This window comes from Companilactobacillus zhachilii (genome assembly GCF_003606365.2).
GTDB classification, from domain to species: Bacteria; Bacillota; Bacilli; order Lactobacillales; family Lactobacillaceae; genus Companilactobacillus; species Companilactobacillus zhachilii.
The window spans coordinates 1,337,942-1,363,997 of the sequence record NZ_CP031933.2 but is presented as its reverse complement, the minus strand read 5'-3'; the positions used below and the strand labels follow the sequence as shown (position 1 = coordinate 1,363,997).

The following is a 26,056-nucleotide window of genomic DNA, read 5'->3' as shown; positions in this document are numbered from 1 at the left end:
TACTATTAAAAGTCGATTATAGGTGGGTTTTAGCTCAGCTACTTTTATTCTTAACAAAAAAAGATAATTTAAATCATAAAACTATATTAACCAAAAACATAAAATATCGTGTTTTACTAGTGCATTCCTAGGCTCTAGTCTATATTTAAAGATTTGTGTTAAAAGATAAAAATGCTTGTCAGAAGAAATCATCCAACAAGCATTTTTTATAACATTATTCTCAAAAACCATTATTTTCCGTTAACTGTTTAAACCATAATCCACTTTTTTTAACCGTTCTTCGATAATTATCATTCAAATCAACTCGGAAAAAGCCATAGCGATTTCGGTAACCATTTAACCAAGACCAACAGTCAACAAAAGTCCACATATGATAGCCAAAACAATTACTACCGGCGGCTATACCCTTTGCTAATTGTTCTAAATGTTCCTTCATAAAATCAATTCGATACTGATCATCAATCATCCCCGTATCGTCTTTAAAACGTTCCTCGTCAGCAACACCCATACCGTTTTCACTAACATACCAAGGAATATTACCATACTCGTCACGCATCATTATCGAGATATCATATAGTGCCGGTGGATAAATTTCCCAACCGCGATAAGGATTGATTCTTTTATCAGGCCAATCATATGCTTCAAACCAATCTTCCGGCATTTTTGCAGGTTTATGGGGATTACTAGGTGCCTGTACCCTCCGTGGTTGATAATAATTAATACCAACGAAATCTACCGTATTATCAATAATCAATTGCTTATCATTTTCATCAATCTCAGGTAGTAACTCATTATCTGCCAGTAATTTAACTAATTCGTTCGGAATATGTCCTAAAACGACTGGATCCAAAAAACTTCTGCTACTAATCAAATCAGAAATTCGCTTAGCCTCTAAATCTTCAGGATCATCACTACGGCTATATGCAGGCAGAACATTCAAAATAATACCAATTTTACCTGTCTGCTTCATCTCGCGGTATTTCTGAACCGCTTTAACGTGTGCCATCAAAGTATTGTAACCTACCTGGATAGCTCGTTTTAAATCAACTACTGCTGGATAATGATAACCATATAAATAACCACATTCAATATGGACAGTCGGTTCGTTAAACGTCGACCAATTTTTTACTAAATCACCAAATTGTTAAAACGCTACTTGGGCATAATTAGCAAAATCATCTACTGACTCTCGATTCTCCCAACCACCACGTTCCATTAACCACCAAGGCATATCAAAATGGAAGAGATTCATGATTGGTTCAATTCCATTATCAAGCATCATTTGAAAGTAGGTGCGATAAAACTTTACTGCCTCTTCATTAACCGTCTTACCATCTGGTAATAATCTTGCCCATGAAATAGAGGTTCGAAATGAATTCATACCAATCTTTTTCATATTTTGAACATCTTCTGCAAACAGCTCGTATGTGTTTGAAGTATTCTCAGGACCTTGATTATCATTAAATTTTTCAGGATTCATTTCAAACCATTTATCCCACGTTGTTGCTGACTTACCATCCAATAAGCTGTGACCTTCTGTTTGTGGAGCCGAAGTAGCAGCCCCCCAGAGAAAGTCCTTTGGGAATTTTATCATTTATCTATCCTCAATTTTTCAAAATATTTTCTGAGAGTAGCCATTTATCAACATTATCTTTGTGTAAACTGACATATTTCGAATAAATAATATCCAATTGAATCAAAATTGGTACTTGAGGCGATACACTTCCTAACGCTTCATCCGGTGAAAAACTAGCCGCATAAATTGTTTCCTCACAGTAATCAATAAATGGTGAATCTTCATTTGCAGTTATTAATAAAAAGTGTGCTCCGTTTTCCTTGCCTAGCTTAATAGCTTTCAAAATATTTGGGTCTTTAGCACTAAGTGATGAAATTAAAATCAAATTATCCGCACTTGCCGAAGCCGCTGATAAAAGAATTGAATGCTGATCACCATAGACTTGAATAAATTTTCCGAAGCGTGAAAACTTGAACGTAAAATCCTGGCCTGCGAAGGAATTGAAACCTAAACCCCAAAATAAAATTATTTTGGTTGTATAAATTAAATCACAGAAGTTAGTAACTGCCTGACTGCGATATGAAGCGTCACTTCTAGTTGCCAAAGCATGATAACTAGCTGTCACAGGAGTAGAAATCATGCTTGCATCTACAGTTTGATCCCTCAAGGACAAGCTATAAAGAAAAATTAACTCCTTATAATTGTTCAAACCAAGCTTTTTACAAAACCTTGTTATCGAAGGTGCCGATACAATAATTTCTTTTGCCAGGTCACTAATACTTAAAATCTTTCGTTTAGCTATAAAATAATCTGCAATCACTTGTTCCACTGAAGTAAAATCATTTCTTTTTGATTCTATTAATAAAAATAGGTCATTAACTTCATTGGCCATAATTTCCCTCTTTATTTGTTGACTTTTATCGTCTTAATTTCTCCAGGTTTAAACAAGCCTAACGAAACCATTTGCTTTTTACCTAGACACTTAACGATTTTACCAGTAAAGTCAGTGAAACTCATAACACGAGCCTCTTTTAGCACTAAATCGTTATCACCGTCACAAATAAATTTATTGGGATTATAAATCCGTAGCAACCAACCTGACTCATCTTTACTCTCAGTCAAACTACTAAACACTAAATTATCACTATTAATCTCCAAAAATGGAACGGATTGAACCTTTTTATCCAAATCGTGCATGACAAAGTATTTCAAAGTATTTGTAAATTGATTCAAATCTTGTATTTGATAGTACGGATTGCTGATAGCATACTTCTGAAATTGTTTCATAATCTGAGCTGGATCAAATTCTTGGTTAAGTTCGATTGCAAACTTAAAATGCAATTGCTCTTTCAATTGACTATCAGGTGTTGGAATATATGTAAATTGATTTCCAGATGCAACCCCAGGTCGCCGCTGTAAATCTGGGCGTCCTAAAAAGCCAACTGACCTGAATAATGTCAATGCAACTTGATTAAAATCATTCCCAACAATTTGATATTCCTTAATTCCTTTAGCATAAACCGTTACATTGCTGTGATTGTCATGCAAATTAACATAATGCAGCATTGGATAAATAGAAGTTGGTTCCTCATGCCAGCCAATCTTTTTCCAATCATGTAAATGTGGATCTGTTGTTGGACGTGCAATATACCCAAATCCAGTATCAGCATATGAATATTTATTTGTACTTGTATTTGTTTTAATAATCGCACGCATCCGGTGATCTTCAACCTGATTATCAATTAACAAATGAACGTTAATTAAATTACTATCATCTAAAGAAATATTTAATTCATACTTTATTACTTTATCTTGTCCATCTTCCGCACGACTCTTTAGATTCTGTGGTAATAACCAATCGCCTTGAATTACCATGTTTTGTTGATTTTGACCAGATTTACACATAATCTCGGCGTTAGAAAAATCTAAATCTATAATTCGATCTTGATATGCTGGCGAATAATCATACGTATCACCTTCATCACCATCGTCAATAAATTTAATGAAATCAGCTATTTTTTCACTAGTTTGCAAATTCAATAAATCTAACTGACCATCATGATAAGAAACCTGATAATGATGATTCTTAATTAATTTGGAATCATCTGCTTTAACTACAGCAATTTCACTTGCAGACAATGGTTTAACTTGTAAATTAATCCATTGAAGTGCTGGAATAGTGACCTTAGCGGAACAATCATAAACGTAATAATAATCTTCTTCAGCGTATTGTGATTCATCCCGCTTAATTTGACCGTGGTATTTTTTAGTCGTTTTCCATACATCAAATGAAAGTTTCTCATCGCCGTTAAAAATTTCAAAATTCTTACTCTTTAATGAAATTTGGAATTTAACATTCTTTTGAACCGCGAACGGTAACGTATTGAAAAACGTCAATTGGTTGGCTTGTTTATGAACCTCTGACTCCGCAATTTTTCGAGTCAAATAATCGACTGTTGAATAGGATAACTGGTCAGCTTCTCGTAATCTTTCCAAAATAATTTGATTAGTTTTATCACTGTTACATCCGCCAGCGCTATCATGTGCCTGATTGCGGACAATTAATTTCCATATCTTATCTAGCAACGACTTTTTGTAAGGAATGCCCACACGATCAGCCATAGCCATCAGCGGTTCCAATTGATAAATCATCCGACGTTCAAGTTTGTCATTCAAATACTTTTGATCATATCTTGAAGAATAAATCGAACGGTGAATTTTTGAAACTGAACTGCTTATAAACTCACCTGAAACGTCATCCAACTGTTGCTTGCTCTTATGAATTTCAGTAAATAATTGTGGATAATTGCTTTCGACCAGTTGTGTATCCTGATCTATCAGCTGTTGATTATAAAAATCAATTCGATCTTTTAAATTATAATCAACATATCGTTGATCACCACCAACTGGAAAGGCAATGTCATCCAAAGTAGTTCCATCGACAATGGTCTTCATAACTTCCTTGACGTTGTCATCATAAATTAAACCAACACCTACAAAATACCCATCTTTAATATTAACAACTGAAACATCAGAACCGTCTTCAGACTTCCAGTTAAATTCGCGTGCTTTAGTCTTATCAGCTGATAGACCTCTCCAGAAAACCGCATCATGAATATCCATGCCATTATAAATTTTAGGCATATCGGCACCTTGACCAAAAGAATCTGGTAAGTAACCTATCTTTTGACCACCACCTAAATCTTGAGCCATTTGCATACCTAAACATAAATTACGAATAATTGATTCACCTGTAATAATCAACTCATCAGTTTGGGTATACCATGGTCCAATAAATAAACGGCCGGCCTTGATCCACTTACGTAATTCTGCTCGTTTTTCTGGATAAGCATCCAAGTAATCGTCTAAGATACTCATCTGACCGTCTAACAGATAGTAATCGACTTGTTGTTTCTCTAAAGCTGCGAAAACCTCATCCATATGATAAACAAACTGAACAATAGCTTCATTTCTAGTAAAGTACCATTCGAAATCCCAGTGGGTATGTTGAATCACATGTACTTTTTTCATATCAATTCCTTTCAAATAACGCATTGTACAAATTAGTAGATAACGCGCGGTGCTAGTTAAATGTTCCGCCTCCAAGAGCAAGAAATTTTGGTCGCTATGGGGACCACCGAAAGCCAAGGTCTTTCGGTTCGCTTTTGAACCTCGCACAAATCGCGAGTTTCAAAAGTCGTCCCGTGGTGTAAACACTAAAGTGTTAACGCCACCTGCACAGCGACCAAAATCTCTTGCTCTTTCCGGCTAGTTTATTCTTTGTTTCTAAATCAATAGTGAACAATTTTCAGTATTATTACGTCACTGATGACTAAATTTATAGGATACGGGGTTATATTTGGATTCTAAATCCATAGTTAAAAATCAATTAGCACCACCGTTTGATAAGTTAGAAGTAGACTATTGCCAATTCTAAATTTCATCAACTGTATCAGCCAAAATACCCTTATCTTCATTTTCCAAAATCGTTTGTCGAAAGTTTTCATCCATTAACTTACGGGCAATTTTACTTAAAAGTTTTAAATGTTCTGTTGAACCGTCTTTCGGAATACTTAGCACAAATGCGACATTGATTGGCTTTTTATCTAAGGCATCCCATTCAATAGGATGAGCAAACTTAGCTAAGAATAATCCCGGCTTGGTAATACTGTTGTCATTACTATGAGGTATTGCAATACCGTCTTTAAACCCAGTTGTCGATTCCTTTTCACGATTTTTTAAACCTTCATAGAAATCCGTTTCTGATGAACTATAACCTTTCTCACTAACAAATTTAGCTATATTTTGAAATGCTTCATCTTGGGTCTTACTATCGTTGTCAAAAAAATATTTTCTTGAGTAAAAATTGCTTTATCCATGTTTTCACCTACATTTTTATTTATTCATCAACACTTTTAGCTGCTTCAATAACAGCATTACTTCTTGTTAGACCAATGATTAAGGCTGTTACGCAAATACCGGCACTAACACATAAAATCCATGTCACGAATGGAATTGGCTGTTCGATATAACCAATAAACGTTCCTAATGGTGAACCAATTCCTCCGTAGAATTTACATCCGGTTGCTGCTACTAAACCACCAGCCATCGCTGAACCAGACACATTAGCAATAATCATTCTTAATGGATCAGAAGCAACAAACGGAATAGCTCCTTCAGTAACACCAACTAACCCCATACCAAGGGCTGCACTAGCAGCTGTCTTTTCATCTTTGGAAAACTTGTTTTTCCAAATCATTGAAGCTAACCAAACACCAAGTGGAGCAACGGAAATTGCTGCTTGAGCAGCTGTACCGGGAACAAAGTTGGCACCTTGAATACCATATTTTGTCATCGTATCAGTAAAAATTGCTGTACCGAAAATCAGAGCTGTTTTATTAACAGGACCACCTAAATCAAAACCAATCATGGCACCAATGACAGCTCCTAATACAATCGGAGCACTTGCTGAATTAGTATTAATCCAATTTAGCCAAGAATATAGTCCATCCATACCTCCAGCAATCGGTTTCCCAATTACATAAAAGACCATTAGCGAGATAAACAACGTCGCAATGAACGGAATAATCATAATCAGAACAATCGGCTGCAAAATCTTAGGCCATTTGATCTTCTTCAAAAGTAAAACGAAGTAACCAACAATAAATGCAACTAACATAGCAGCAATGAAACCACCACCAGCTTTAGCATGTAAAAGTTCTGGATCATTTGAAATATAAGCACCAATCATCGCTGGAGCAATTGCTGGTTTGTCAGCAATCGAATTAGCTACAAATCCCGCAAAAAGTGGAATCATTAATTTAAAACCAACTTGACCAACTTGGAACAAATTTGACATCAACATCCCCATTTGAGTATGCGTATCGAATCCCCACTTAACAATTCGACCCATGTCGTCTTTTTGGAAAGCATAAAGATTAGCAATAGTTAAAATCAAACCAGCTGCAATAACCATTGGCAACATGTATGAAATACCACTCATAACATGTGTAAAGAAAGTTGTTTTTTCTTTGTTGCTACCAATTTGAATCTTACCAACCTTGCCACCTTTTTTACCGAAAACAACCGCTTCTTGTTCAGCTTTTTCAATTACGGCTTTACCATCATTGATAGCATCGTTTGAATCTGTTACAAAAAGTCTTTTACCTGTAAATCTAATTGGATCGATTTTTATATCTGCAGCAACAACAACTAAATCAGCACTTTCAATATCCTCTTCTGTAAGTTTATTTTCAGCACCAATTGCGCCATCTGTTTCAACTTTGACCTCATAGCCAAGTTCTTTAGCAGCTTTTTCAATCGCTTCAGCAGCCATATACGTATGCGCAATACCAGCAGCACAGGCTGTAACTGCAACTAATTTTTTAGCCATTATTTCATCCCCTTTGTTTTTATACTCTGATAATAATTTATCGAATAAAAATAGTAAACGCTTTCTAATACTTTAGAATTTATTTACGTAAGCGGATTCTTAGCTGAAAATTTTTACAAAAAAAGACACTTTCTCGCGAAAGTGTCCCACCATTTTATAAATAATATTTATTGATTAAATTGATTATAAAAATTATAAACTGCACCAATCAGATTGGCATCATTCCGATACTTAGCTGGTTTTATTTGTGGGGCCAAAACATTATCACCCCACTGAGCCATCAACTTTGTCACAGCTGCCTTCAAATTAGCAATGAAGTTATTATTGGCTGAGATTCCCCCACCAATGATTATTGCTTCAGGGTCAGTTACAAACTGCAAATTATAAATAGCTTGAGCCAAACTATCATACATTACTTGAGCCTCTTTGATGGCCCCTCTATCACCAGTATCAGCTAATTCCAAAACATGTTGTCCCGAAAAATCTGTCTGATATTTTTTATTATACCGTTCAGCTAAATGGACTGCCGTTCCGGCCATACTCAACGTTTGACCATTGGATCCTAGCATCATGCCCAGTTCCCCTCCATAAAGATGACTGCCGTAAACAATCTTACCATCAATGACAACTGAACCACCGACACCCGTACCAATCACGAGAAAGACAATATTATTAAAATCTTTAGCTGCTCCAATTGATATTTCGGCTAAAGCAGAACAATTTGCATCGTTTTCCATCGCCATTTGATGACCAGTTAAGCTTTCTAGTTCGTCAAGTATTTTGAAACCATGAATATAAGGTAACGCACTCACACCATTGATAATTCCAGTAGATTGATCAACAGCACCAGGAATACTCAAGCCAATTCCTTGAATCTGCTCATTATGAAATTTATCAGCAATATATTTAATAACCCCATAAAACTCTTCCAGTGTCTCTGGAGTTTTAACACTATCTTTATTAGAAAGCATTAAACTTCTTTGATTCCACAACCCATACTTTATAGAAGTTCCACCGACATCAATTGCAATTAATTTATCACTATTCATTTAGTTCCCACCTACTTCCCTCTTCTCGTCTATACTTACCCAAATCTTATCCAAGAATGATTCGATAAACAATCGTTTTCATTAATATTGAAAATAGTTTCAACAGAACTGAATCTTATTTCAATTGGGTAAGATTATTTTTGACACTGACAAACATTTTTTCCGTTTAAAATAAATGACCCCAGCAACCCGAAATCGGATTACTGGAGCCATTTACCTTAATATTTGAAATTTGATCTTATTTCGTCAGACTTCTTATTTTTAATTCTTATTGTCATCTCGAGATACTTTATTAGGACCATCGACGACCTTTTTTCTTAAAGATTCATCATTCTTAAATAACTTTTGAGCCTCAGATAATTTTTTAGGACTATTCTTAATTTCTTGAGAAATTTTACTAAAATCATTCTTGGCAGGATCTTCTTGATGTTTTTTGAAAAAACTCATGCTAATCGCTCCTTATCCTGTTGTAACGCTAATAATTATATAACAATCACGTGAAAATAGACCTGGAAAATTAAAATAAATTTTTCCTCCCACAAGGCCACTTCGCTTTTAAAAATTAATAGCTTTGTTATTATATACTAAGTAAGCTTTAAGTTTTAGGGGTTGAAAAGAAAAAATGAGTAAAAAGAAAAAAATACAAAAAACATTAGTTGAAAAGATTCTTGATAAAGAAAAAGTTGATTATGTTCCAATGACATTTGAAACAGAAGCCGATGGTGATACACAAGAGTTAGTTACTGATAAAAGTACCCGTGACGGCTATAAAATTTACAAAACACTAGTCCTTACTGGTAATAAGACTGGTCCGCTTGTTGGTATGTTGCCATTAGATAAGCACCTAAGCTACAAGATGCTGGCTAAGTTATCTGGTAACAAGAAAGTCGGTATGGTTCCATTGAAGGACCTCATTAAGACAAGTGGCTTTGAACACGGAGCCAATAGTCCTGTGGGAATTCATTCATTACATAACTATCCTATTTTCTTTGATAATGAAGCAGAACGTTCCGAAAAAATCATTGTCTCCGCTGGTAAAGTTGGCCAATCCATTTTAATTGAGCCACATGCCTTAGCTAAAGCTGTTAATGCCACTTTTGGAGACTTTGCGGTCGACAATCCAGAATAATAAAAAAACGCCAATGACCTAAATCATTGACGAATTAAATTTATACATTTATGCAGCTTTATTGTTGTTCTTTAAATCATTGATAGCTTTTTCAATGGTTGTACCGTTACCAAAGTTATTGCTATCTTTAACATCAACTGCGGTGAATAATTGATCCTTAAGATCTAATAAAATTCTATACTTCATATTATTCACTCCTCCTTTATGTTCCGTATCAAAGGGTAGCGACTGTCTGTTATACTACGTGCTTTTATGAACAAAGTCAATCAAAAACTCTTTTACTTGACCTTTAATAGGATTATGAATAAAATTTAAGACACAATTAGAAAAGGAGAATTAAATGAATAACATTTGGAAATACGTTTTGGGCTTCTTTATTGCCCTGCTACTATTCTCATTCTTCATTCACATAATATTGCCACTGATTGTTATCCTAGCAATCATCGGTGGTATTTATTATCTCTATCGAAGACATCAAAATAATAAGTACACACCTGATGGGCGTAAAAAAGTAAACTAACACAGATAACTGTGACCTAAAAAGTCTGAGCCGATAATCATACGATTATTTGCTCAGACTTTTTTCATATATATGGTTACAAATTATCTTTCAAAATTGATACTCCGGTAAATTCAGAAATATATAATCAACACTTACATATCCGAGCCATTAAAAATCCTCATTCATTAAGTACAACAAGTACAACGAATACCCTAGTCGGAAGGAGCAAGAGATTTTGGTCACTGTGCAGGTGGCGTTAACACTTTAGTGTTTACACCACGGGACGAATTTTGAAACTCGCGGTTTGTTCGAGATTCAAAAGCGAGACAAAAGACCTTGACTTTTGTCGGTCCCCCATAGTGACCAAAATCTCTTGCTCCTGGAGGCGGCACATTTACGGCTATTTGCTAGGTCGATCAATATCTGCTGTTGCTGAAATCAACAACAATACTCCCCCAGCAACTGCCGCTGATAACAATTGTGAATTGCTAAACCATTTAAAAATAAAGCCCAATAAAGCCACAACTAATAGTAAAATCCCCAACCAACGGTCAAGTTTCATTAATAAATTCATTTTGCACGTCCTTTTATTATTAATTTTAAGCAAAAAATACTAAAATATAAGTTGATACGTTTATTACTAATATTATACATTATCTTGGAGGGCTTAAAATGGATAAAGCACAAAGACTAAGTGTTTTGGATGATTTGATCAAGTTAGAGACAGTTAATGGAAATGAGGAAATTGTCGCTAATTATCTAAAAAAGTTATTTGAACAAAATGGCATCGCCACTGAATTAAATAAATATGACGATAACCGCTACAATTTAATTGCTTCTATTAAAAAGGGTAACGGAAACTTTCTGGGATTTACCGGACATGAGGATGTTGTCCCTACTGTTGACAATGATAAGTGGAATTATGGTCCTTTCAACCCTAAGCATATTGATGGCAAAATCTTTGGACGTGGTACATCTGATATGAAAGGCGGTTTAGCTGGACTTGCTATTGCCTTAATTGAATTAAACGAAGATGATAACTTCAAAGGTAATATCAAGTTCATCGCTACCGTCGGTGAAGAAATTGGAGAACTCGGATCGGCCAAGCTTGCTAAAGAAGGTTACGTAGACGATGTTGATGCTTTAGTTGTTGGTGAACCAAGTAATTCATCATCTCGTCTAGCAATGGAAAAATTAATTGGTGCTGGTCTGATCGAAACCAACGGTCAAAAACCAGAATCACGTATTGCCGCCTTTTGCGCACACAAAGGTTCTGTAACTTACAAAGTCATTTCTCACGGTCGTGCTGCTCATAGTTCAATGCCTGAAGTTGGTATCAATGCTTTGGACAACTTAGTTGCATACTACAACAAACAAGCCGCTTATTTCCAAGAGCTAATTAAAACTGACGATGATGTCCTTGGTACTACTAAGCCATCCGTAACAATTATGAACGGTGGTAAACAAGAAAATACCATCCCTGATTATGCTGAAATGACTGTTAAAATCAGAACCATTCCAGAATATAACAACGATAAAATCATCACTGAGTTAAAAGATATCATTGATAAGATGAACCAAGCCGATCCAAGAATGAACTTAGAATTCAAACTTTCAAGCAGCAACTGGCCTGTTAAGACTGATATTGATTCCAAGTTCATGAAACTTGTTCGTGATAGTTATAAAGATGTCCTTGGAGTAAATATTTTAACCGTTGGTGCCCCTGGTGGTACAGATGCCTCACAATTTATTCAAGCTAATCAAAACTTAGATGTGGTTGTTGCCGGTCCCGGTAATGAATCAGCCCACCAAATCAATGAATTTGTCTTTGAAGATGACTACTTGAAGTACATTGATATTTATAAAACCATTGCTACTAAGTATTTTGGATAAGTGATATATTATTTTAAATTGAACATAATCAAAGACTAGACATTTTTCTGATTTATACCAAGAAAAATACCTAGCCTTTTTTATTTTCGATTCTATAACCAAACTTGGGAAAGAACACGATTTAGGATTGCTAACGCAATTTGCTTTGGGTGGAAAAAGCTATGTTTTGTCCCAAACTTTTTTGCAATAATATATCCTTACATACGTGTAGTACTAGTTGATTTTTAACTATATTTAAAATTAATTTTAAAATCCAAATATCCCCCCTTATCCTATGACTTTAATTACCAGTAACATAATAATATTGAAAATTACTCACTATTGATTTAGAAACAACGAATAACCTAGCCGGAAAGAGCAAGAGATTCTGGTCGCTGTGCAGGTGGCGTTAGGGATTTATCCTTTACACCACGGGACGACTTTTGAAACTCGCGGTTTTTGCGAGGTTCAAAAGCGAGATTCGAGACCGCTCTTTGGCTCGAATCGGTCCCCATAGCGACCAGAATCTCTTGCTCTTGGAGGCGGCATATTTAACTAGCACCACGAGTTTCCTTACATATTTGTAAGCAATTCGTAAGTAAATCAAATGTAAAAAAATAGTAAATTCTAATAACCTAGTCATAGGAGGAAAATTCACTTATGAGAAAATTATTGAAATCACTATTTTTAACAATTTCTATTATCGGATTAGTTTACGTTGGTGCTTGTGTTTATACAAAGGATCGGACAGATGATTTTGCCCAATTAATGGGACAATTCAATTTCCTAGTTAAAGAGGAACCACGTTTTGTTAAAATTGACAATGCCAAGGGAAAAGATGAAGACGGCTATGGAAATTACAACTATACCCTGACTAGTTACGACAAAGATGGTAATGAACATCCCATTAAATTCACTGGTATGGGCAAACTTAAACAAGGACACTTCCTAGAAGTTACTGCTAAGGGTGCTTACGTCATCACTTATAAAGAAGTTTTCAAAAATGACATGCCAACTAATGTGTACAACAAACTACAAACCGAATAACCCCAAACTAAAAGACACCTTCGAAAAATCATTTGATTTCTCAAAGGTGTCTTTTGGCATCATCAAATTACTTCACTCTATCGAATATTACCTTAGGCCAGCTCATCTATTTGAGCTTCAACACTAAGCATCTGCACAATTCCTGCAGCGCACTCGGTTCCTTTATTACCTGATTTACCTCCAGCACGATCAATTGCCTGAGCTAAGGATTCAGTGGTCAAAACGCCAAACATAACGGGAACCGCACCATGCAAGGACACTTGACTCAATCCGGCTGCAGTTTCTTTGCAGACATAGTCATAATGATTCGTCTCACCTTTGATAACCGCACCTAATGCAATTATCCCGTCGACTAAGCCACTCTTTGATAATTTATTGACGACCCGAGCTAATTCCAAGGCACCAGGTACATGGACAACTATAATTTGCTCAGAAGTAACCGCACTTTCTTGAAGCTTTTGAACTGCACCATGCAATAATGCGCTAGTAACGATACTGTTAAAATCTGCGACCACAATACCGATTTTCTTAGAACCATTAATTTGCTTAGTAGTAATTTCCTTCATTTTACTTTACCTCACTCAATATATGATGAAATTTCTCTTTTTTTGTTTTTAAATAATCTTGATTTTCCTTTGTTAAGCCCACTTCTAAGGGAATCCTTTGAACAACTTCGATTCCTGATTCTTGCAGTTGCTTGACCTTATCAGGATTATTCGTCATTAATTCTATTTGTTTAATACCTTTAGATTTAAGGATTTCAGCAGCAAGATCATAGTGGCGAGCATCTGCCGGCAAGCCAAGTGCCTGATTTGCTTCAACTGTATCCAGCCCTGTATCTTGTAAATGATAGGCGCGCAATTTATTAGTTAAACCAATTCCACGACCTTCTTGTCGTAAATAAATCACCGCACCGCGGCCAGCTTGTTCAATTCTCCGTAACGATTCCCGCAATTGCGGACCACAATCACAACGAAGTGAACCAAGAACATCACCCGTCAGACATTCACTGTGAACGCGCACTAATAACGGCTCCTTACCGGTAATATCACCTTTAGAGATCAATAAGTTTGGTTCTTTTTCTCCATCTCCAAATGCTTGTAACTGAAAATGCCCATAAGCTGTTGGCAAGTCAACGGTCGCGTAAGGTTTAATCTGTGCATTTTCCTGAAACTCTCGATACTTTAAAATATCGTTAATAGTCAAAAAATTGAGCTTATTTTGTTTGGCAAATAATTGTAAATCTTTTGTTCTAGCCATGTGACCATCTTCTTTAACAATCTCACAAATATAGGCCACTGGTGTAACTTCAGCAAGTTTGGCCAAATCAACCGCTGCTTCAGTGTGTCCGCCACGAGTTTTGACCCCACCATCTTTCGCAATGAGTGGAAAAATATGCCCTGGATGATAAAATCTGTCCCAATTACTTGTCGGATCAGCTAGAGTCTTGATCGTATCGGCACGGTCATAAGCTGAGATGCCTGTCGTAGTTGTTTTAGCATCCAAACTAACTGTGAAAGCTGTTCCAAAAGCATCTGTCCCGTGGGAAATCATTGGTTCCAGAGACAATCTTTGTGCCACTTGTTGACTCATCGGAACACACAACAATCCTTTGGCCTGACTGATCATTTGGTTAACTGTATAAGGCGTCGCAAAGTCAGCCAACCCAACCATATCTCCTTCACCTTCGCGATCAACGGCATCAGCGACAACTACTAATTGTCCTTGTTTTAAAGCTTTGATTGCTGATCCAACTCTTTGAATATACTCATCTTTACTCATAGTCAACTACCTCATTATTCATTTTCACGACATATTTACCTAAGATATCAGTCTCAATGTTTACTTTTTCTCCGGATTTCAATTGTCCTAAGATTGTTTCTTTTAACGTGTAAGGAATCAAGGCTACTTGAAACCAGTCTGATCCAACAGCAACAACCGTTAAGCTGACACCGTCTATTCCAATAGAACCTTTTTCGACAATAAATGGCATTTGGCTAGAATCTATTTTTAAAGTAAATACCTTAGAACTCGACTGTTCTTCAATTTTAGTTACTACAGCTGTCGTATCAACGTGTCCTAAGAGAAAATGGCCGTTCAAGCGTTCCGTCACTTGTAGAGCCGGTTCCAAGTTAACTAGACTGTTCAATTGCAGCTCATCGAAAGTAGTTCTCTTTAAAGTTTCTGGCATGGCATCAACCCAGAAGTCGTTATTTTGAAATTTAGTAATCGTTAAACATACTCCGTTGATCGAAATACTTTCACCAATTGCAAAATTCTCAGGGTCAATCAATGATGATGCAATCCTAATTTGTTCAGTTCCATGATTATCTTGCAGTTGCACGATTTTTCCTTGTCCTTTGACGATTCCTGTAAACATCAATACACCCTCTTTGCAGAAATTTTGATATCTGATCCTAATTGAGTAATTTGTTTGAACTTGAAATTCATCATCTCGGAAATTCCTGGTCCCCAAACACTTGGTAACCCAGTTCCCCCAATCAACTTCGGCGCAATATAGACAATTAAATTATCGACTAAATTACTTTTAACAAAGTCGGCATGAATATGACTGCCGCCTTCAATCAGCAAAGATTGAATTCCTTGTTGGGTCAAAAAATCAATAATTTTTCGTGGCGTCCAAACTTCATCAACTAAAACGTGAATGTTTTCTGGTAAAACTTGTTCATTTTTGTGATTAGTCAAAATATAGATGGGACCCTTTGTCTGAAAAATGGCTTGTTGTAAATCTAATTTTTGAGCATTATGAATCAATACAATCCTAAAAGGTGGAAATGCTGGATTCGACCGTATTGTTAATTTAGGATCATCAACTTTCAAAGTGTTTTCGCCAATCAAGATAGCTTGGTTCATCTGTCGTAATTTTTGAGTATCTTGAAAGGTATCCTTGCCAGTTAACATAGTGCGGTAACCATCTTTTTGATTGATTTTTCCATCCAATGACATGGCATACTTCAAAGTAATGAGTGGCCGCTGATTTTGAAAATAAAAATTATAAGCTGGGTTCAGTGATTCACTATTATCCAAATTGGTTACTTGAATATTATGCTGTTTCAGACGTTCAACACTTTTTCCCGCAACCAGTGGATTAGGATCAATTTGACCAATAACTACGCGCTTAAATCCCAGTTCAATTATTTTATTGACGCATGGTGGTGTCTTTCCTTGATGGCTACAAGGTTCTAAGGTCACATAAATTGTCGCTCCAGCGGCCTCTTTCTCATTTTTTAAATGACTAATGGCATCAATTTCAGCATGATTCTCACCAAAACGATGGTGATAACCTTTCGCTAAAATCTGACCATTTTTAACAATAACTGCACCAACTAAAGGATTTTGCCAAGTCTGACCCAATCCTTTTTTTGCTTGGTTTATTGCTATTTCTAAATACTGCTGATCTGTCAATCTTATTCACCCCACAAAAAAAAGGTCCCGCAAAAATGCGGGGCCCCATTATTTTTATTAAGCCAAATAAGACTTCTTTCGAAGACAATCTTAAATAAACGTACTGAGTACGAAAAAATCTTATTTTTCTTCTCCCATCCAGACTATACTGTCGGTTCCAGACTCACACTGGATCCACCGCAAAACGCGGGTCACGGACTTCAACATTTAGTTGTTACCGTCGGTCGGGAATTACACCCTGCCCCGAAGAAATCATTATTCAGTTTTCAAAAGCGATATTATCACAGTAAAAATATAATTGCAATGCGAGTTATTTAAATATGCCACCTCCAAGAGCAAGAAATTCAGGTCGCTATGGGGACCGTCTTGAGCCAAGGTCTCAAGACTCGATTTTGAACTTCGCAAAGTACGCGAATTTCAAAATTCGTTCCGTGGTGTAAGCACTAAAGTGCTAACGCCACCTGCACAGCGACCTAAATTTCTTGCTCTTTCCGGCTAGTCCATTGTTTGTTTTTGAATCAATATTTAAAATATTATTTTGCTATCAATGACTAGTGATTCCTAGTGGGCCAAAGTCCATAGATTTAACGTTCATGAAAGGCTTTATAACCACTTTCCACAAAATAATTCATTAATTTTACATCGTGTTTCCAGTCGGCTGTTCTTTGCCAATGATGTTGATAATTTACGTAAAATGAACCACGCAAAGTGTATTGAAACATCAAATCAGCATCTTTTTGATTGAGATTAGTCTTCTTCATAATATCTGGAATCATTCTGTCCTTTTCATGTGAATAAATTCGGCCGATAATATATTCGGTCAAATTAGAGTCCATGAACAAAGCCTGATATTTACCAGACTTAGCCACTCTTTGACATGCTGGAATAAATGACTCATCGTTAAATGGTCCATTTTCAGAAACTAACTGAAAATCAAGTGCATCATCTAATACCGCATTTAACACTGCGGTTATATTATCAAAATGCAAGTAAAAGGTCGTTCGTGTAATATCGGACCTTCGACATAACTTTGCTACAGTTATTTTTGAATATCCATTCTCTTCAACTAATTTCAAAAATGAATCCTTCACTATTTGTACGGTGTACAAGGTTCTACGATCAATTTTTCTGTTTATATTTGTCATTTTAAACTCCATTACACTTTCCCAGTTATGTTTAAAAAAATACAAATTCGTAATAACTGTTCTTAACTTTGATTCCCCATTAGTTAAAATAAACTTTATTAATTTCGTTACACCGTGTCAAGAATTTAATTAATAAACAACTTTTTGGAGGAAATCTTCATGATTTTTTATGAACAACTAGTTTTACAAGCACAACAAAGTTTTCAGAGTAACTATTCCACCTATGCGCAAGGAAAGACGCCCATAAAATTAAGCACTAAACAACCTGAAAAATATGAAACACAAATTGATCAATTTAGCAAAATGCTTAACGATGCAGAATATGTTGTAATCGGTGGTGCATCAGGATTATCAGCTGCTGGTGGCGGTGATTTCTATTACACTGATACGCCATCATTTTATGAAAATTTCGGAAAGTTTTCAGAGAAATATGGTTTTAAAGGTGCTTTCGCTGGTATGCAATATCCCTTCCCTAATCGTGAAACTTACTGGGGATACTTAGCAACATTTTTACATACAACTTTGAATGCCCCAGTCAGACAACCGTATCAGGATCTAGCAACAATTTTACAAGATAAAGATTTTGATATTGTAACTACTAATCAGGATACACAATTTATAAAAGAATTTGACGAGACTAAAGTTTCTGAAATTCAGGGAGACCACCGTTTCTTTCAATGTTCTAACGCTTGTACCGATGATGTTTGGGATGCAACTAAATCAATCGACCAAATGATCCAAGCTATGGGTGATGACACTCAGATACCGACTGACTTAATTCCCCATTGTCCACACTGTGGTGCTGAAGCGTTCCCATGGGTTCGTGGCTATGGTAATTTTTTGGAAGGAAAAAAATACCAAGAAGAATATACTAAGATTTCCAATGCACTTTTAAGTCATCAAGGTGCTAAAACATTATTCATTGAACTTGGAGTTGGACGTATGACACCTATGTTCATTCAAGAACCCTTCTGGACTTTAAGCTACAATTTACCAAACGCTAGTTATATTTCCGTAAATCGTGACAATGCCTTTTTACCTGAACAACTAGAAAACAAAGGTTTAGCCATGCAAAACGATATTGCTAAAGTATTACACGACGTCCGAAACCAGTTAGTTGAGGCTAAAAATGACAAGTAAATTAAATCAAGCCAAACAAATTTTAAATTCTGCTCCCCACGTTCTAGTCACTGCCAGTAATGGTTTTTCAATCGGTGAAGGTATCAATATTTTCCAAAATAACGACGATTTCCAAAAAATCCTAGGCGATCTCATTCCCAAGTATCATTTTAATTCTATCCTTTCAGCATTATCATATCCGTATGATAATCTTTTGGATGCTTGGCAAGTCTGGGCTCGTTTAATAAATTATTTTGTTGGAAATTATCACATCAGTCCACAAATGCAATCTTTGAAACAATTACTAAAAAACAAGGATTATTTAATTGCCACATCTAATGGTGAATATCACTTTAATCTCGCTGGTTTCAATGACGAATCCGTTTTAGCTACCGAAGGTGATTGGGGAACGGTTCAGTGCTTTGGTTCACATGATAATAGACAAGAAATTAAGTCACTACCAATTGCTGAAAAAATCCTCGCTGCTGACAAAGAAAATCAGCTTACCTTTGACTCATTACCTAAGTGTGAAACTTGCGGAAATATACTATTGCCTCATCTACCATTCAATGCAAAATATCTTAAACCCGTTCAAAGTCAAGAGAAGTTTTCGGCCTTTCTAAATTCAACAATTTCTATGCATAACCCTTTAACTGTTTTAGAATTGGGCGTTGGACAAAATCATCCTAATTTGCGCAAACCAATATTCGACATGCTGGCATTAGCTCCACAAGCCAATTATATTATCATCAATCGTGACCACATCGTTATTCCAGATTCAATTAAAAAGCAAACTATTGAATTTTCAGGAAATATTGAAGATGTTTTACGAGATCTTACAGCGCCACAAAGCACAATTTAAAAATAAATAACCATCTATTTTCAACCAATTTTAATGTAGGTCGAAAATAGATGGTTATTTGGGTTTTATTTACAATTACCTAAGTCTTAAATTAAATGACTTCTGTACTCGTTCAATACATCTGGCCAATCAGTTTGAATCGCATTGATTCCAAAATCTAGTGTTTTCGTCCAGCTTTGATCCATCCCTGACAATAGTGCTAAATTGTCGTCCAATCCGCCAAACAAAACATTCTTATCATTCAATCTGATACTGTTGCTAAGAAACATGTAATCACCATTGCGATATTTATCAAAAGACGGTGCATTAACTAGTTCAAAACGTAAACCTTTTTCAATAATTTCAAATCCAACAATATTCAAATTAGGATAATCAGCTAGAACTTCTAATTCCTCTACATTGGTGACAATCGGAAAATATAAATATTGCACCGAATGATTATTCAGTTTTTCTAAATACTCACGTTTAACTGGTGATTTCAAGATAAAGTATTCTCGCATCACTTCATAATTATCTAGCTCTGGCAAGAACGTATCCCAATAATCCCATGATCGATCAATATTTAAGAAGACATCATGATTTATATGGTTATAGAAATAATCGAACGTTTCGACAGACTTAGAAATCGTATCGCCTAAAGCATTTCTAAAATGTTTAGAGTTAATCTCAGCTGTCGAAAGCTCTTGAATATTACGATTTTCATCCAAAAGACGTTTTTCTCCCCCATCGTGGAAAACGAAGAAGTCGTTATCAGTCGACATAGAAATATCCATCTCAACAATATCAGCATGTTGCAGTTGTGAAACTTTAACCGCGTCGCTCGTATTCTCAATAATGTTTCCACCATGTGAACCACGATGAACAATAATTAAGAATTTATTCTGATGTAGTTTCTTTAAAAATTTACTCGGATTAACTTTCATGTTTCTTCCTTACGTATAAAATCATTTGTTCAACATTAACAGAAGAATATCTTGTTGCGATTCTTTCTCCCACCATGATGTGATTACATCATAACATCACGAAAAAAAACATGTTGGCTAAAATATACGAATAAATAACTAAATTTAAAAAGTGCATTCAAGTTCTAAACAAAGCTGGTATTGTCTTTAAACATGCGGCATCAGCGGGTAACAAAACATAACTTTTTCCACTTAAAACAAATGATTCTAGTAATCAAATATCGGATTACTAGAATCGTTTAATTTAATATTCGAAAATTAAACATGTTCGTACTACTCTCTTTTCCCCGATAAATCCACCGAAAAGAAATTTCTAATAGCTTTTAGTGCTACGATATTTATGATAAATATAATAATCTTGGAGATATCATAAGATGCGAAAAAGATTAAGACGGCTACTAATAATAGTCTGGGTTATACAAATAATACTGTTTATATTAATAGCAAAAAAAGCAGGCTTATCTAGTGTCACACCTATTTTTGCTTACAATCGACCACAAGGTGTTTTCGGATGGACTTTCATGATAACTTTATTGTTATCAGCCATACATATGATTTATTACCATCTAATTGAACCAACAAAATAGCTAAAAGGGCAACCAGATAAATGATTTGGTTGCCCTTTTTAGCTATTTAATATTACAGCAAGAAAAATCAATACAATTTCACCTGAAGACAATTTTTAGTAATTGATTTGTAAGTTCCTTTAGTATCATTTATCTATAATATTAAGCTTATTTTCCTCACACCACGCACAAGCAATATTTTTATAAGTTGCATCTTGAAAATCGTACCATTCTTGTGTGATGCCAAATTGGTCAACTAAATTACGAAAATAGTGAAATGCTCCGCGACCATTAATGGCATTCTCAAGTTGGCTTTGTTGCCCTTCATCTTTAAGATTCCAAATGAATTCTTCCATAATGTGATAATCATTTATATCATATTTAGAAGGCAACATGATATGACTATCAAAATCATCTTCAATATCATCGGCTTCCTCATCGTCATACTCCGAAGTAAAAGAAATAGTTTGGGTCTTTTTATCATAATAGTAATTTACATCATCCCCTGCACCTTTAATTGCTTCAAGAACTTCGCTAAATTTTACATTCATCGTTTGATACCTTCTTAATTATTTAATTCAATATTATTAGACTAATCTGACGTTATATATAATACTCCTATTAGATATGCTCCTAACTCTTCTTTATACTAATCAAAATCAGTTATTATTGAGTAACCGTTTCCACTGTATTACTATTGAATGGTAAGAATAATCGGGAGGTTGAGGATATGTACACTGCATCAAAAAATCGTTATGAAAATAATTCAGTTCGCCACGCTGGTAAGACTGGTTTAATGTTACCACCAATTTCGCTAGGATTATGGCGTCACTTCGGTAGTGCTGATCCATTTAGTGATCGCCGTGATGTGATTTTACATGCTTTTGACAAAGGGGTATTTCATTTTGACGTTGCTAATCACTATGGTGACGGCAATGTCGGTTTCGGTAGTTCCGAGGAATTACTGGGACAAATTTTGAAGAATGATTTGAAACCTTATCGTGATGAACTAGTTATTTCCACTAAGGTGGGCTATGAAATTCATGATGGTCCTTACGGAATTGGAACTTCACGCAAGTCACTATTACAAGGTATCAACGATTCCTTAGCTAGACTTAATTTGGATTATGTTGATATTTATTATGCTCATCGTTACGATGATAAGACTCCAATTGAAGAGACCGTTAGAGCATTAGATGATATCGTTCGTTCTGGTAAAGCTTTATATGTTGGCGTTTCAAACTATGAAGTTCCTGAATTGAAGAAGGCCATTGCCTTATTCAAACAACTTGGCACCCCATTTGTTTTAGATCAAATGAGTATGAATCTTTTAAATGACCACGTAGAAAAAAGCGGAATTGCTCAAGTGCTTCGAGACAATGGCGCTGGTGCAATCGCCTATGGTCCACTTTGTGAAGGACTATTATCTGACCGTTACCTTGGTGGAATTTCAAAGGATTTCAATATTCATCATACAAATGCCAGTTTACTCGATAACGGACCGGAAGCATTAGTCGCAAAATTGAATAAATTAAACGATATTGCCAAGGAACGTAACCAAACACTTAGTCAAATGTCATTAGCTTGGTTATTACGTGATCCCGTTGTTGCCAGTGTCATTATTGGAACAACAAGTAACGACCATCTGGACGAAAATCTCAAAGCACTAGATAATCTCCAATTCTCAACTGATGAAGTTGAACAAATCGATAAATTAATCAAGTAAAAAAATGAACTCTTAACTGAAATAATAATTCAGTATAAGAGTTCATTTTTTTATTTATTTCAAAACAAATTTATCGATAACTTCAGCCAAAGCATCTTGGTTATTATTGGCCTTTGTCACATACTTAGCAGCAGCTTTCACAGTATCAATTCCGTTAGCAACACTGACTGGTAGACCCACTACTTTTAACATTGGTAAATCATTACTATTATCACCTGCCGCAATAATCTCTTCTGGCTTGATATCAAGTAATTTACCCAATTGAACTGAGGCACTACCTTTATCAATTCCAGCCGGATTAAATTCAACATAGCGACCGGAAGAAAAAGTAACCGCCAATTTACTTGCATCGACTTTGTTTAAAACAGCATCACGCATTGCCTTACGTTCGTCGACCGTTGGTAAAGCCATAATAACTTTCATAATATTTTGGTCCTTGAATTGATTAAATTCAGGCTCGTCCATTACTTCATAAGATACGCCACGTGTCTTCAAATAATTTGAATCATCACTTGTTGGATTATAAATATACAATTTATTTTGCGTATAGACATGAGTAGCCGCGTTGTGATCAGCTGCTCCAACTTCAAAGACTGCTTTGGCAACGTCAAATGGCATCGCATTGATAATTAATGGTTTATTATTTTTATTTTCTAAAACTAACCCACCATTATATGAAATTGAATACTCATTCGGTTGGTCACGTAAGTGCATTGTTTCTAAATCATTTTGAAATGACGTATAGCTACGACCGGAGTTTACAACAAAATGAACCCCTTTAGCTGTAGCCGCTTGAATTGCTTTAGCATTTTTATCAGACAAACTTCCATCATCATTCATTAACGTTTCATCAAGATCACACACAATCATTTTATACATAGTAAAATCCTCTCACCTTTAAAGATTACCTATTAACCTTATCGAAGTATTATTGTAAACGCAACCATGAGAATTTCCCCATTCCACTATTTATTCATGATTTTCATTCGGTACTGTTTTGGTGTCGTACCGAATGACTGCTTAAATCGTCTACCAAAATAACTCGCAGTTTGGAATCCACACGTATCAGAAATATCTGCCAAAGTCTGCTTTGAATCCGTCAAAAGCATTGTCGCCAGCGACATTCGATAATCATTCAGAAACTCATTGGGAGTCTTATTAAAAGACGACATCTATTACGATAATAATAAGAAAGTTCTTCCAGACATTATTGAAAAACAATTTGTCTATTTAGTTACAAAAAAATCTCAGTAATCCGATTTTTGATTACTGAGATTTTTGACTTCATACTCGAAACCAAGGTATATTTTTTCATTTTCTTTAATCTAAAGTACTCATATCAATCACAAATCGATAATGTACATCACTATCTATCACACGTTGATAAGCTTCTGGAACATCGTCAATCCCTATCATTTCAATCATAGGTCTAACATCATTTTCAGCCGCAAAATTTAACATTTCTTGTGTCATGGCAATGCCACCTACATTGGAAACCGTCATCGTAGCCTGTTTGTTAAACATATTTAAAATATTAAACTCTTGTTCTTCTGCCGTTAAACCAACGAAACAAAAGATACCATTAACATTCAATAACTTTAAGTAATTATCTAAATTCAATTTAACTGCAACTGTATTTAAAATAAAATCAAATTTTCCTGCTAATTTATCAAAATCTTGATCAGATTTCAAAATTTCATAACTAGTGGCCCCAAATTGATTAGCTTCATTACGTTTGCTTTCGGAATGACCCAAAACAGTAACTTCTGCACCCATTTTGCTAGCAAACTGAACTGCAATATGACCTAAGCCACCTAATCCGACGACTGCGACTTTGGAACCCTTACCAACACCATAACGTTTTAATGGATTATAAGTCGTGATTCCTGCACACAACAAGGGACTAGCATCCGCTAAATCAAGATTATCTGGAATATCCAATACAAAATGATCTTTAACAACTAATGATTGTGAATATCCACCAGCGGTGATATTACCTTCATAATCTGGGGCATTGAATACTGCGACAACACCCTTTTCACAAAACTGCTCTTGTCCCGCTTTACAATATTTGCACTTACCGCAAGAATCCACGAAACAACCTACCCCAACACGGTCACCAACTTTGTGATCTTTAACGTTTGCGCCAACTGCACTAACTATTCCTGTAATCTCATGTCCTGGTACAACTGGATGTTGAAAACTATCTATCATCTCAACCTGAGCAATATCTGAATGACAAATACCACAATATTTTATATCAATTGCTACATCATCAGCTCTTAATGAACGTCTTGTTATAACTGTATGATGAAATGAATCAAATGCTGAATGATCTGCTACTAAAGCTTTTACTTTTTCCAATTTATTCACTCCTATTGTTCAAATGTAATTCCATGTAAACGATAAACCTCATTCAAATCATGAATATTCAAAATCAAAGGTTTTCTTTGATCAAGATGTTCAATTTGAATGATATCTTGTTGTGACAATTCAAAATCATCAATATCAAAATTCTGTTGAATACGTTCTAAATGAACCGACTTCGGAATCGCAATGATATGACTTTGATACAACCAACGCAAAACTACTTGGGCTGGTGTTTTACCATATTGTGCTCCAATTGTTGCCAAAATTTCATTATGGAAAATACCTTGCCGACCTTCCGCAAAAGGTGCCCAAGCCATTGTTCTAATTCCATAACGATCCATAACTGAACGTAATTCTTTTTCTTGCCAAAATGGATGCATTTCCACTTGATTGATAGCTGGAACTATTTCATGTGTCAAAATCAAATCTGCCAAACGATTGGCTTCAAAATTGCAAACGCCAATTGCCTTGATTTTTCCAGCTCGATAAAGTTCTTCCATCGCGCGCCAAGCCCCATGATAATCGCCATAAGGCATATGAATTAGATACAGGTCCAAATAATCTGTTTGTAAATTTTCTAGTGTTTTGGCAAAGGAAGCCTTCGTTTTCTCGTAACTAGCATCCTGAATCCATACTTTTGATGAGATAAAGATTTCATCACGTGGCACACCGCTTTTCTTAATAGCACTACCAACAGCAGTTTCATTTCCATATGTTGCAGCGGTATCTAACAAGCGATAACCAGTTGTAAATGCATCAATAACACTTGTCTCACATTGTTTTAAATCAGTTATTTGAAACACGCCATAACCTTTAGCTGGCATTTCAACACCATTGTTTAACTTAATTGTTTCCATTAGATAACTTCCTCT

General features: G+C 35.5%; 25 protein-coding genes, 2 pseudogenes and 1 riboswitch. Of the genes and pseudogenes, 7 read left to right on the top strand and 20 right to left on the bottom strand.

Annotated features, from left to right (window positions below):
* Positions 1–220 precede the first annotated feature (220 nt).
* The 7 genes and pseudogenes from D1B17_RS06215 to D1B17_RS06185 form a co-directional block, all read right to left on the bottom strand.
* Positions 221–1,594: pseudogene (locus D1B17_RS06215) on the bottom strand (glycoside hydrolase family 1 protein).
* A 10-nt stretch (positions 1,595–1,604) separates the two neighbouring features.
* Entirely contained in the window at positions 1,605–2,408 is an 804-nt protein-coding gene (locus D1B17_RS06210; protein WP_120142517.1) for a MurR/RpiR family transcriptional regulator, read from the bottom strand.
* Positions 2,409–2,419: 11 nt separating this feature from the next.
* On the bottom strand, positions 2,420–5,047 hold the full coding sequence (locus D1B17_RS06205; protein WP_120142518.1) for a glycoside hydrolase family 38 N-terminal domain-containing protein: 2,628 nt from the start codon (positions 5,045–5,047) through the stop codon (positions 2,420–2,422).
* A 402-nt stretch (positions 5,048–5,449) separates the two neighbouring features.
* Positions 5,450–5,895: pseudogene (locus tag D1B17_RS06200) on the bottom strand (PTS sugar transporter subunit IIA).
* Between the two features lie 20 nt (positions 5,896–5,915).
* Positions 5,916–7,409, bottom strand: coding sequence for a PTS fructose transporter subunit IIC (locus D1B17_RS06195; RefSeq protein ID WP_120142519.1), 1,494 nt, complete (start codon positions 7,407–7,409; stop codon positions 5,916–5,918).
* A gap of 167 nt (positions 7,410–7,576) precedes the next feature.
* Positions 7,577–8,458 (bottom strand): ROK family protein, encoded by an 882-nt coding sequence (locus D1B17_RS06190; protein ID WP_120142520.1) that lies wholly within the window; start codon positions 8,456–8,458, stop codon positions 7,577–7,579.
* Between the two features lie 261 nt (positions 8,459–8,719).
* The gene (locus D1B17_RS06185; protein WP_120142521.1) at positions 8,720–8,905 is read right to left on the bottom strand and encodes a hypothetical protein; all 186 of its coding nucleotides are present in this window, start codon (positions 8,903–8,905) and stop codon (positions 8,720–8,722) included.
* A gap of 175 nt (positions 8,906–9,080) precedes the next feature.
* On the opposite strand from D1B17_RS06185, the gene D1B17_RS06180 reads away from it, so the two are divergent.
* Positions 9,081–9,587, top strand: coding sequence for an aminoacyl-tRNA deacylase (locus D1B17_RS06180; RefSeq protein ID WP_120142522.1), 507 nt, complete (start codon positions 9,081–9,083; stop codon positions 9,585–9,587).
* 48 nt (positions 9,588–9,635) lie between these two features.
* Here the strand turns inward: D1B17_RS06180 and D1B17_RS12605 are convergent, their stop codons facing one another.
* Positions 9,636–9,773, bottom strand: a complete 138-nt coding sequence (locus D1B17_RS12605; RefSeq protein WP_166806634.1) for a hypothetical protein — start codon at positions 9,771–9,773, stop codon at positions 9,636–9,638.
* Between the two features lie 154 nt (positions 9,774–9,927).
* On the opposite strand from D1B17_RS12605, the gene D1B17_RS06175 reads away from it, so the two are divergent.
* The gene (locus D1B17_RS06175) at positions 9,928–10,107 is read left to right on the top strand and encodes a DUF2207 domain-containing protein (RefSeq protein ID WP_137432112.1); all 180 of its coding nucleotides are present in this window, start codon (positions 9,928–9,930) and stop codon (positions 10,105–10,107) included.
* 382 nt (positions 10,108–10,489) lie between these two features.
* On the opposite strand, the gene D1B17_RS12600 is transcribed toward D1B17_RS06175, so the two are convergent.
* The gene (locus D1B17_RS12600; protein WP_157049134.1) at positions 10,490–10,663 is read right to left on the bottom strand and encodes a hypothetical protein; all 174 of its coding nucleotides are present in this window, start codon (positions 10,661–10,663) and stop codon (positions 10,490–10,492) included.
* Positions 10,664–10,761: 98 nt separating this feature from the next.
* Here D1B17_RS12600 and D1B17_RS06170 point away from each other — a divergent pair, with 98 nt between their 5' ends.
* On the top strand, positions 10,762–11,982 hold the full coding sequence (locus D1B17_RS06170; protein ID WP_120142523.1) for a M20/M25/M40 family metallo-hydrolase: 1,221 nt from the start codon (positions 10,762–10,764) through the stop codon (positions 11,980–11,982).
* A 639-nt stretch (positions 11,983–12,621) separates the two neighbouring features.
* Positions 12,622–13,008: a YxeA family protein gene (locus tag D1B17_RS06165; protein WP_120142524.1), complete on the top strand. Its 387-nt coding sequence runs from the start codon at positions 12,622–12,624 to the stop codon at positions 13,006–13,008.
* Positions 13,009–13,100: 92 nt separating this feature from the next.
* Here the strand turns inward: D1B17_RS06165 and ribH are convergent, their stop codons facing one another.
* From ribH to D1B17_RS06140, 5 genes are all read right to left on the bottom strand, one after another.
* Complete coding sequence (gene ribH / locus D1B17_RS06160; protein WP_120142525.1) at positions 13,101–13,574, bottom strand: 6,7-dimethyl-8-ribityllumazine synthase; 474 nt, start codon at positions 13,572–13,574, stop codon at positions 13,101–13,103.
* A gap of 1 nt (position 13,575) precedes the next feature.
* The gene (gene ribA, locus D1B17_RS06155) at positions 13,576–14,790 is read right to left on the bottom strand and encodes a GTP cyclohydrolase II (RefSeq protein ID WP_120142526.1); all 1,215 of its coding nucleotides are present in this window, start codon (positions 14,788–14,790) and stop codon (positions 13,576–13,578) included.
* The gene (locus D1B17_RS06150; RefSeq protein ID WP_120142527.1) at positions 14,783–15,388 is read right to left on the bottom strand and encodes a riboflavin synthase; all 606 of its coding nucleotides are present in this window, start codon (positions 15,386–15,388) and stop codon (positions 14,783–14,785) included. Before D1B17_RS06150 ends, ribA begins: the two co-directional genes overlap by 8 nt.
* The gene (gene ribD / locus D1B17_RS06145) at positions 15,388–16,434 is read right to left on the bottom strand and encodes a bifunctional diaminohydroxyphosphoribosylaminopyrimidine deaminase/5-amino-6-(5-phosphoribosylamino)uracil reductase RibD (protein WP_120142528.1); all 1,047 of its coding nucleotides are present in this window, start codon (positions 16,432–16,434) and stop codon (positions 15,388–15,390) included. The genes D1B17_RS06150 and ribD overlap by 1 nt, the downstream gene beginning before the upstream one ends.
* A gap of 122 nt (positions 16,435–16,556) precedes the next feature.
* Positions 16,557–16,689: riboswitch (FMN riboswitch) on the bottom strand.
* Between the two features lie 329 nt (positions 16,690–17,018).
* A complete protein-coding gene (locus D1B17_RS06140) occupies positions 17,019–17,579 on the bottom strand; it encodes a TetR/AcrR family transcriptional regulator (protein WP_120142529.1) in 561 nt (186 codons plus the stop codon).
* Positions 17,580–17,738: 159 nt separating this feature from the next.
* Here D1B17_RS06140 and D1B17_RS06135 point away from each other — a divergent pair, with 159 nt between their 5' ends.
* Both D1B17_RS06135 and D1B17_RS06130 read left to right on the top strand, forming a co-directional pair.
* On the top strand, positions 17,739–18,719 hold the full coding sequence (locus tag D1B17_RS06135; RefSeq protein ID WP_120142530.1) for an SIR2 family NAD-dependent protein deacylase: 981 nt from the start codon (positions 17,739–17,741) through the stop codon (positions 18,717–18,719).
* Complete coding sequence (locus tag D1B17_RS06130) at positions 18,709–19,560, top strand: hypothetical protein (protein WP_120142531.1); 852 nt, start codon at positions 18,709–18,711, stop codon at positions 19,558–19,560. Before D1B17_RS06135 ends, D1B17_RS06130 begins: the two co-directional genes overlap by 11 nt.
* 86 nt (positions 19,561–19,646) lie before the next feature.
* Here the strand turns inward: D1B17_RS06130 and D1B17_RS06125 are convergent, their stop codons facing one another.
* Together D1B17_RS06125 and D1B17_RS06120 are read right to left on the bottom strand one after the other, a co-directional pair.
* The gene (locus D1B17_RS06125) at positions 19,647–20,483 is read right to left on the bottom strand and encodes a glycerophosphodiester phosphodiesterase family protein (protein WP_120142532.1); all 837 of its coding nucleotides are present in this window, start codon (positions 20,481–20,483) and stop codon (positions 19,647–19,649) included.
* Between the two features lie 751 nt (positions 20,484–21,234).
* A complete protein-coding gene (locus D1B17_RS06120; protein WP_120142534.1) occupies positions 21,235–21,639 on the bottom strand; it encodes a UPF0158 family protein in 405 nt (134 codons plus the stop codon).
* Between the two features lie 179 nt (positions 21,640–21,818).
* Between D1B17_RS06120 and D1B17_RS06115 the strand changes: the two genes are divergently transcribed.
* A complete protein-coding gene (locus D1B17_RS06115) occupies positions 21,819–22,814 on the top strand; it encodes an aldo/keto reductase (RefSeq protein WP_120142535.1) in 996 nt (331 codons plus the stop codon).
* A 54-nt stretch (positions 22,815–22,868) separates the two neighbouring features.
* Here D1B17_RS06115 and D1B17_RS06110 read toward each other — a convergent pair whose 3' ends face one another.
* The 4 genes from D1B17_RS06110 to D1B17_RS06095 form a co-directional block, all read right to left on the bottom strand.
* Positions 22,869–23,693: a Cof-type HAD-IIB family hydrolase gene (locus D1B17_RS06110; RefSeq protein WP_120142536.1), complete on the bottom strand. Its 825-nt coding sequence runs from the start codon at positions 23,691–23,693 to the stop codon at positions 22,869–22,871.
* Between the two features lie 86 nt (positions 23,694–23,779).
* The gene (locus D1B17_RS06105; RefSeq protein ID WP_120142537.1) at positions 23,780–23,986 is read right to left on the bottom strand and encodes a helix-turn-helix domain-containing protein; all 207 of its coding nucleotides are present in this window, start codon (positions 23,984–23,986) and stop codon (positions 23,780–23,782) included.
* A gap of 148 nt (positions 23,987–24,134) precedes the next feature.
* Complete coding sequence (locus D1B17_RS06100; RefSeq protein WP_120142538.1) at positions 24,135–25,178, bottom strand: NAD(P)-dependent alcohol dehydrogenase; 1,044 nt, start codon at positions 25,176–25,178, stop codon at positions 24,135–24,137.
* An 11-nt stretch (positions 25,179–25,189) separates the two neighbouring features.
* Positions 25,190–26,041, bottom strand: a complete 852-nt coding sequence (locus D1B17_RS06095; RefSeq protein ID WP_120142543.1) for an aldo/keto reductase — start codon at positions 26,039–26,041, stop codon at positions 25,190–25,192.
* Between the last annotated feature and the right edge of the window lie 15 nt (positions 26,042–26,056).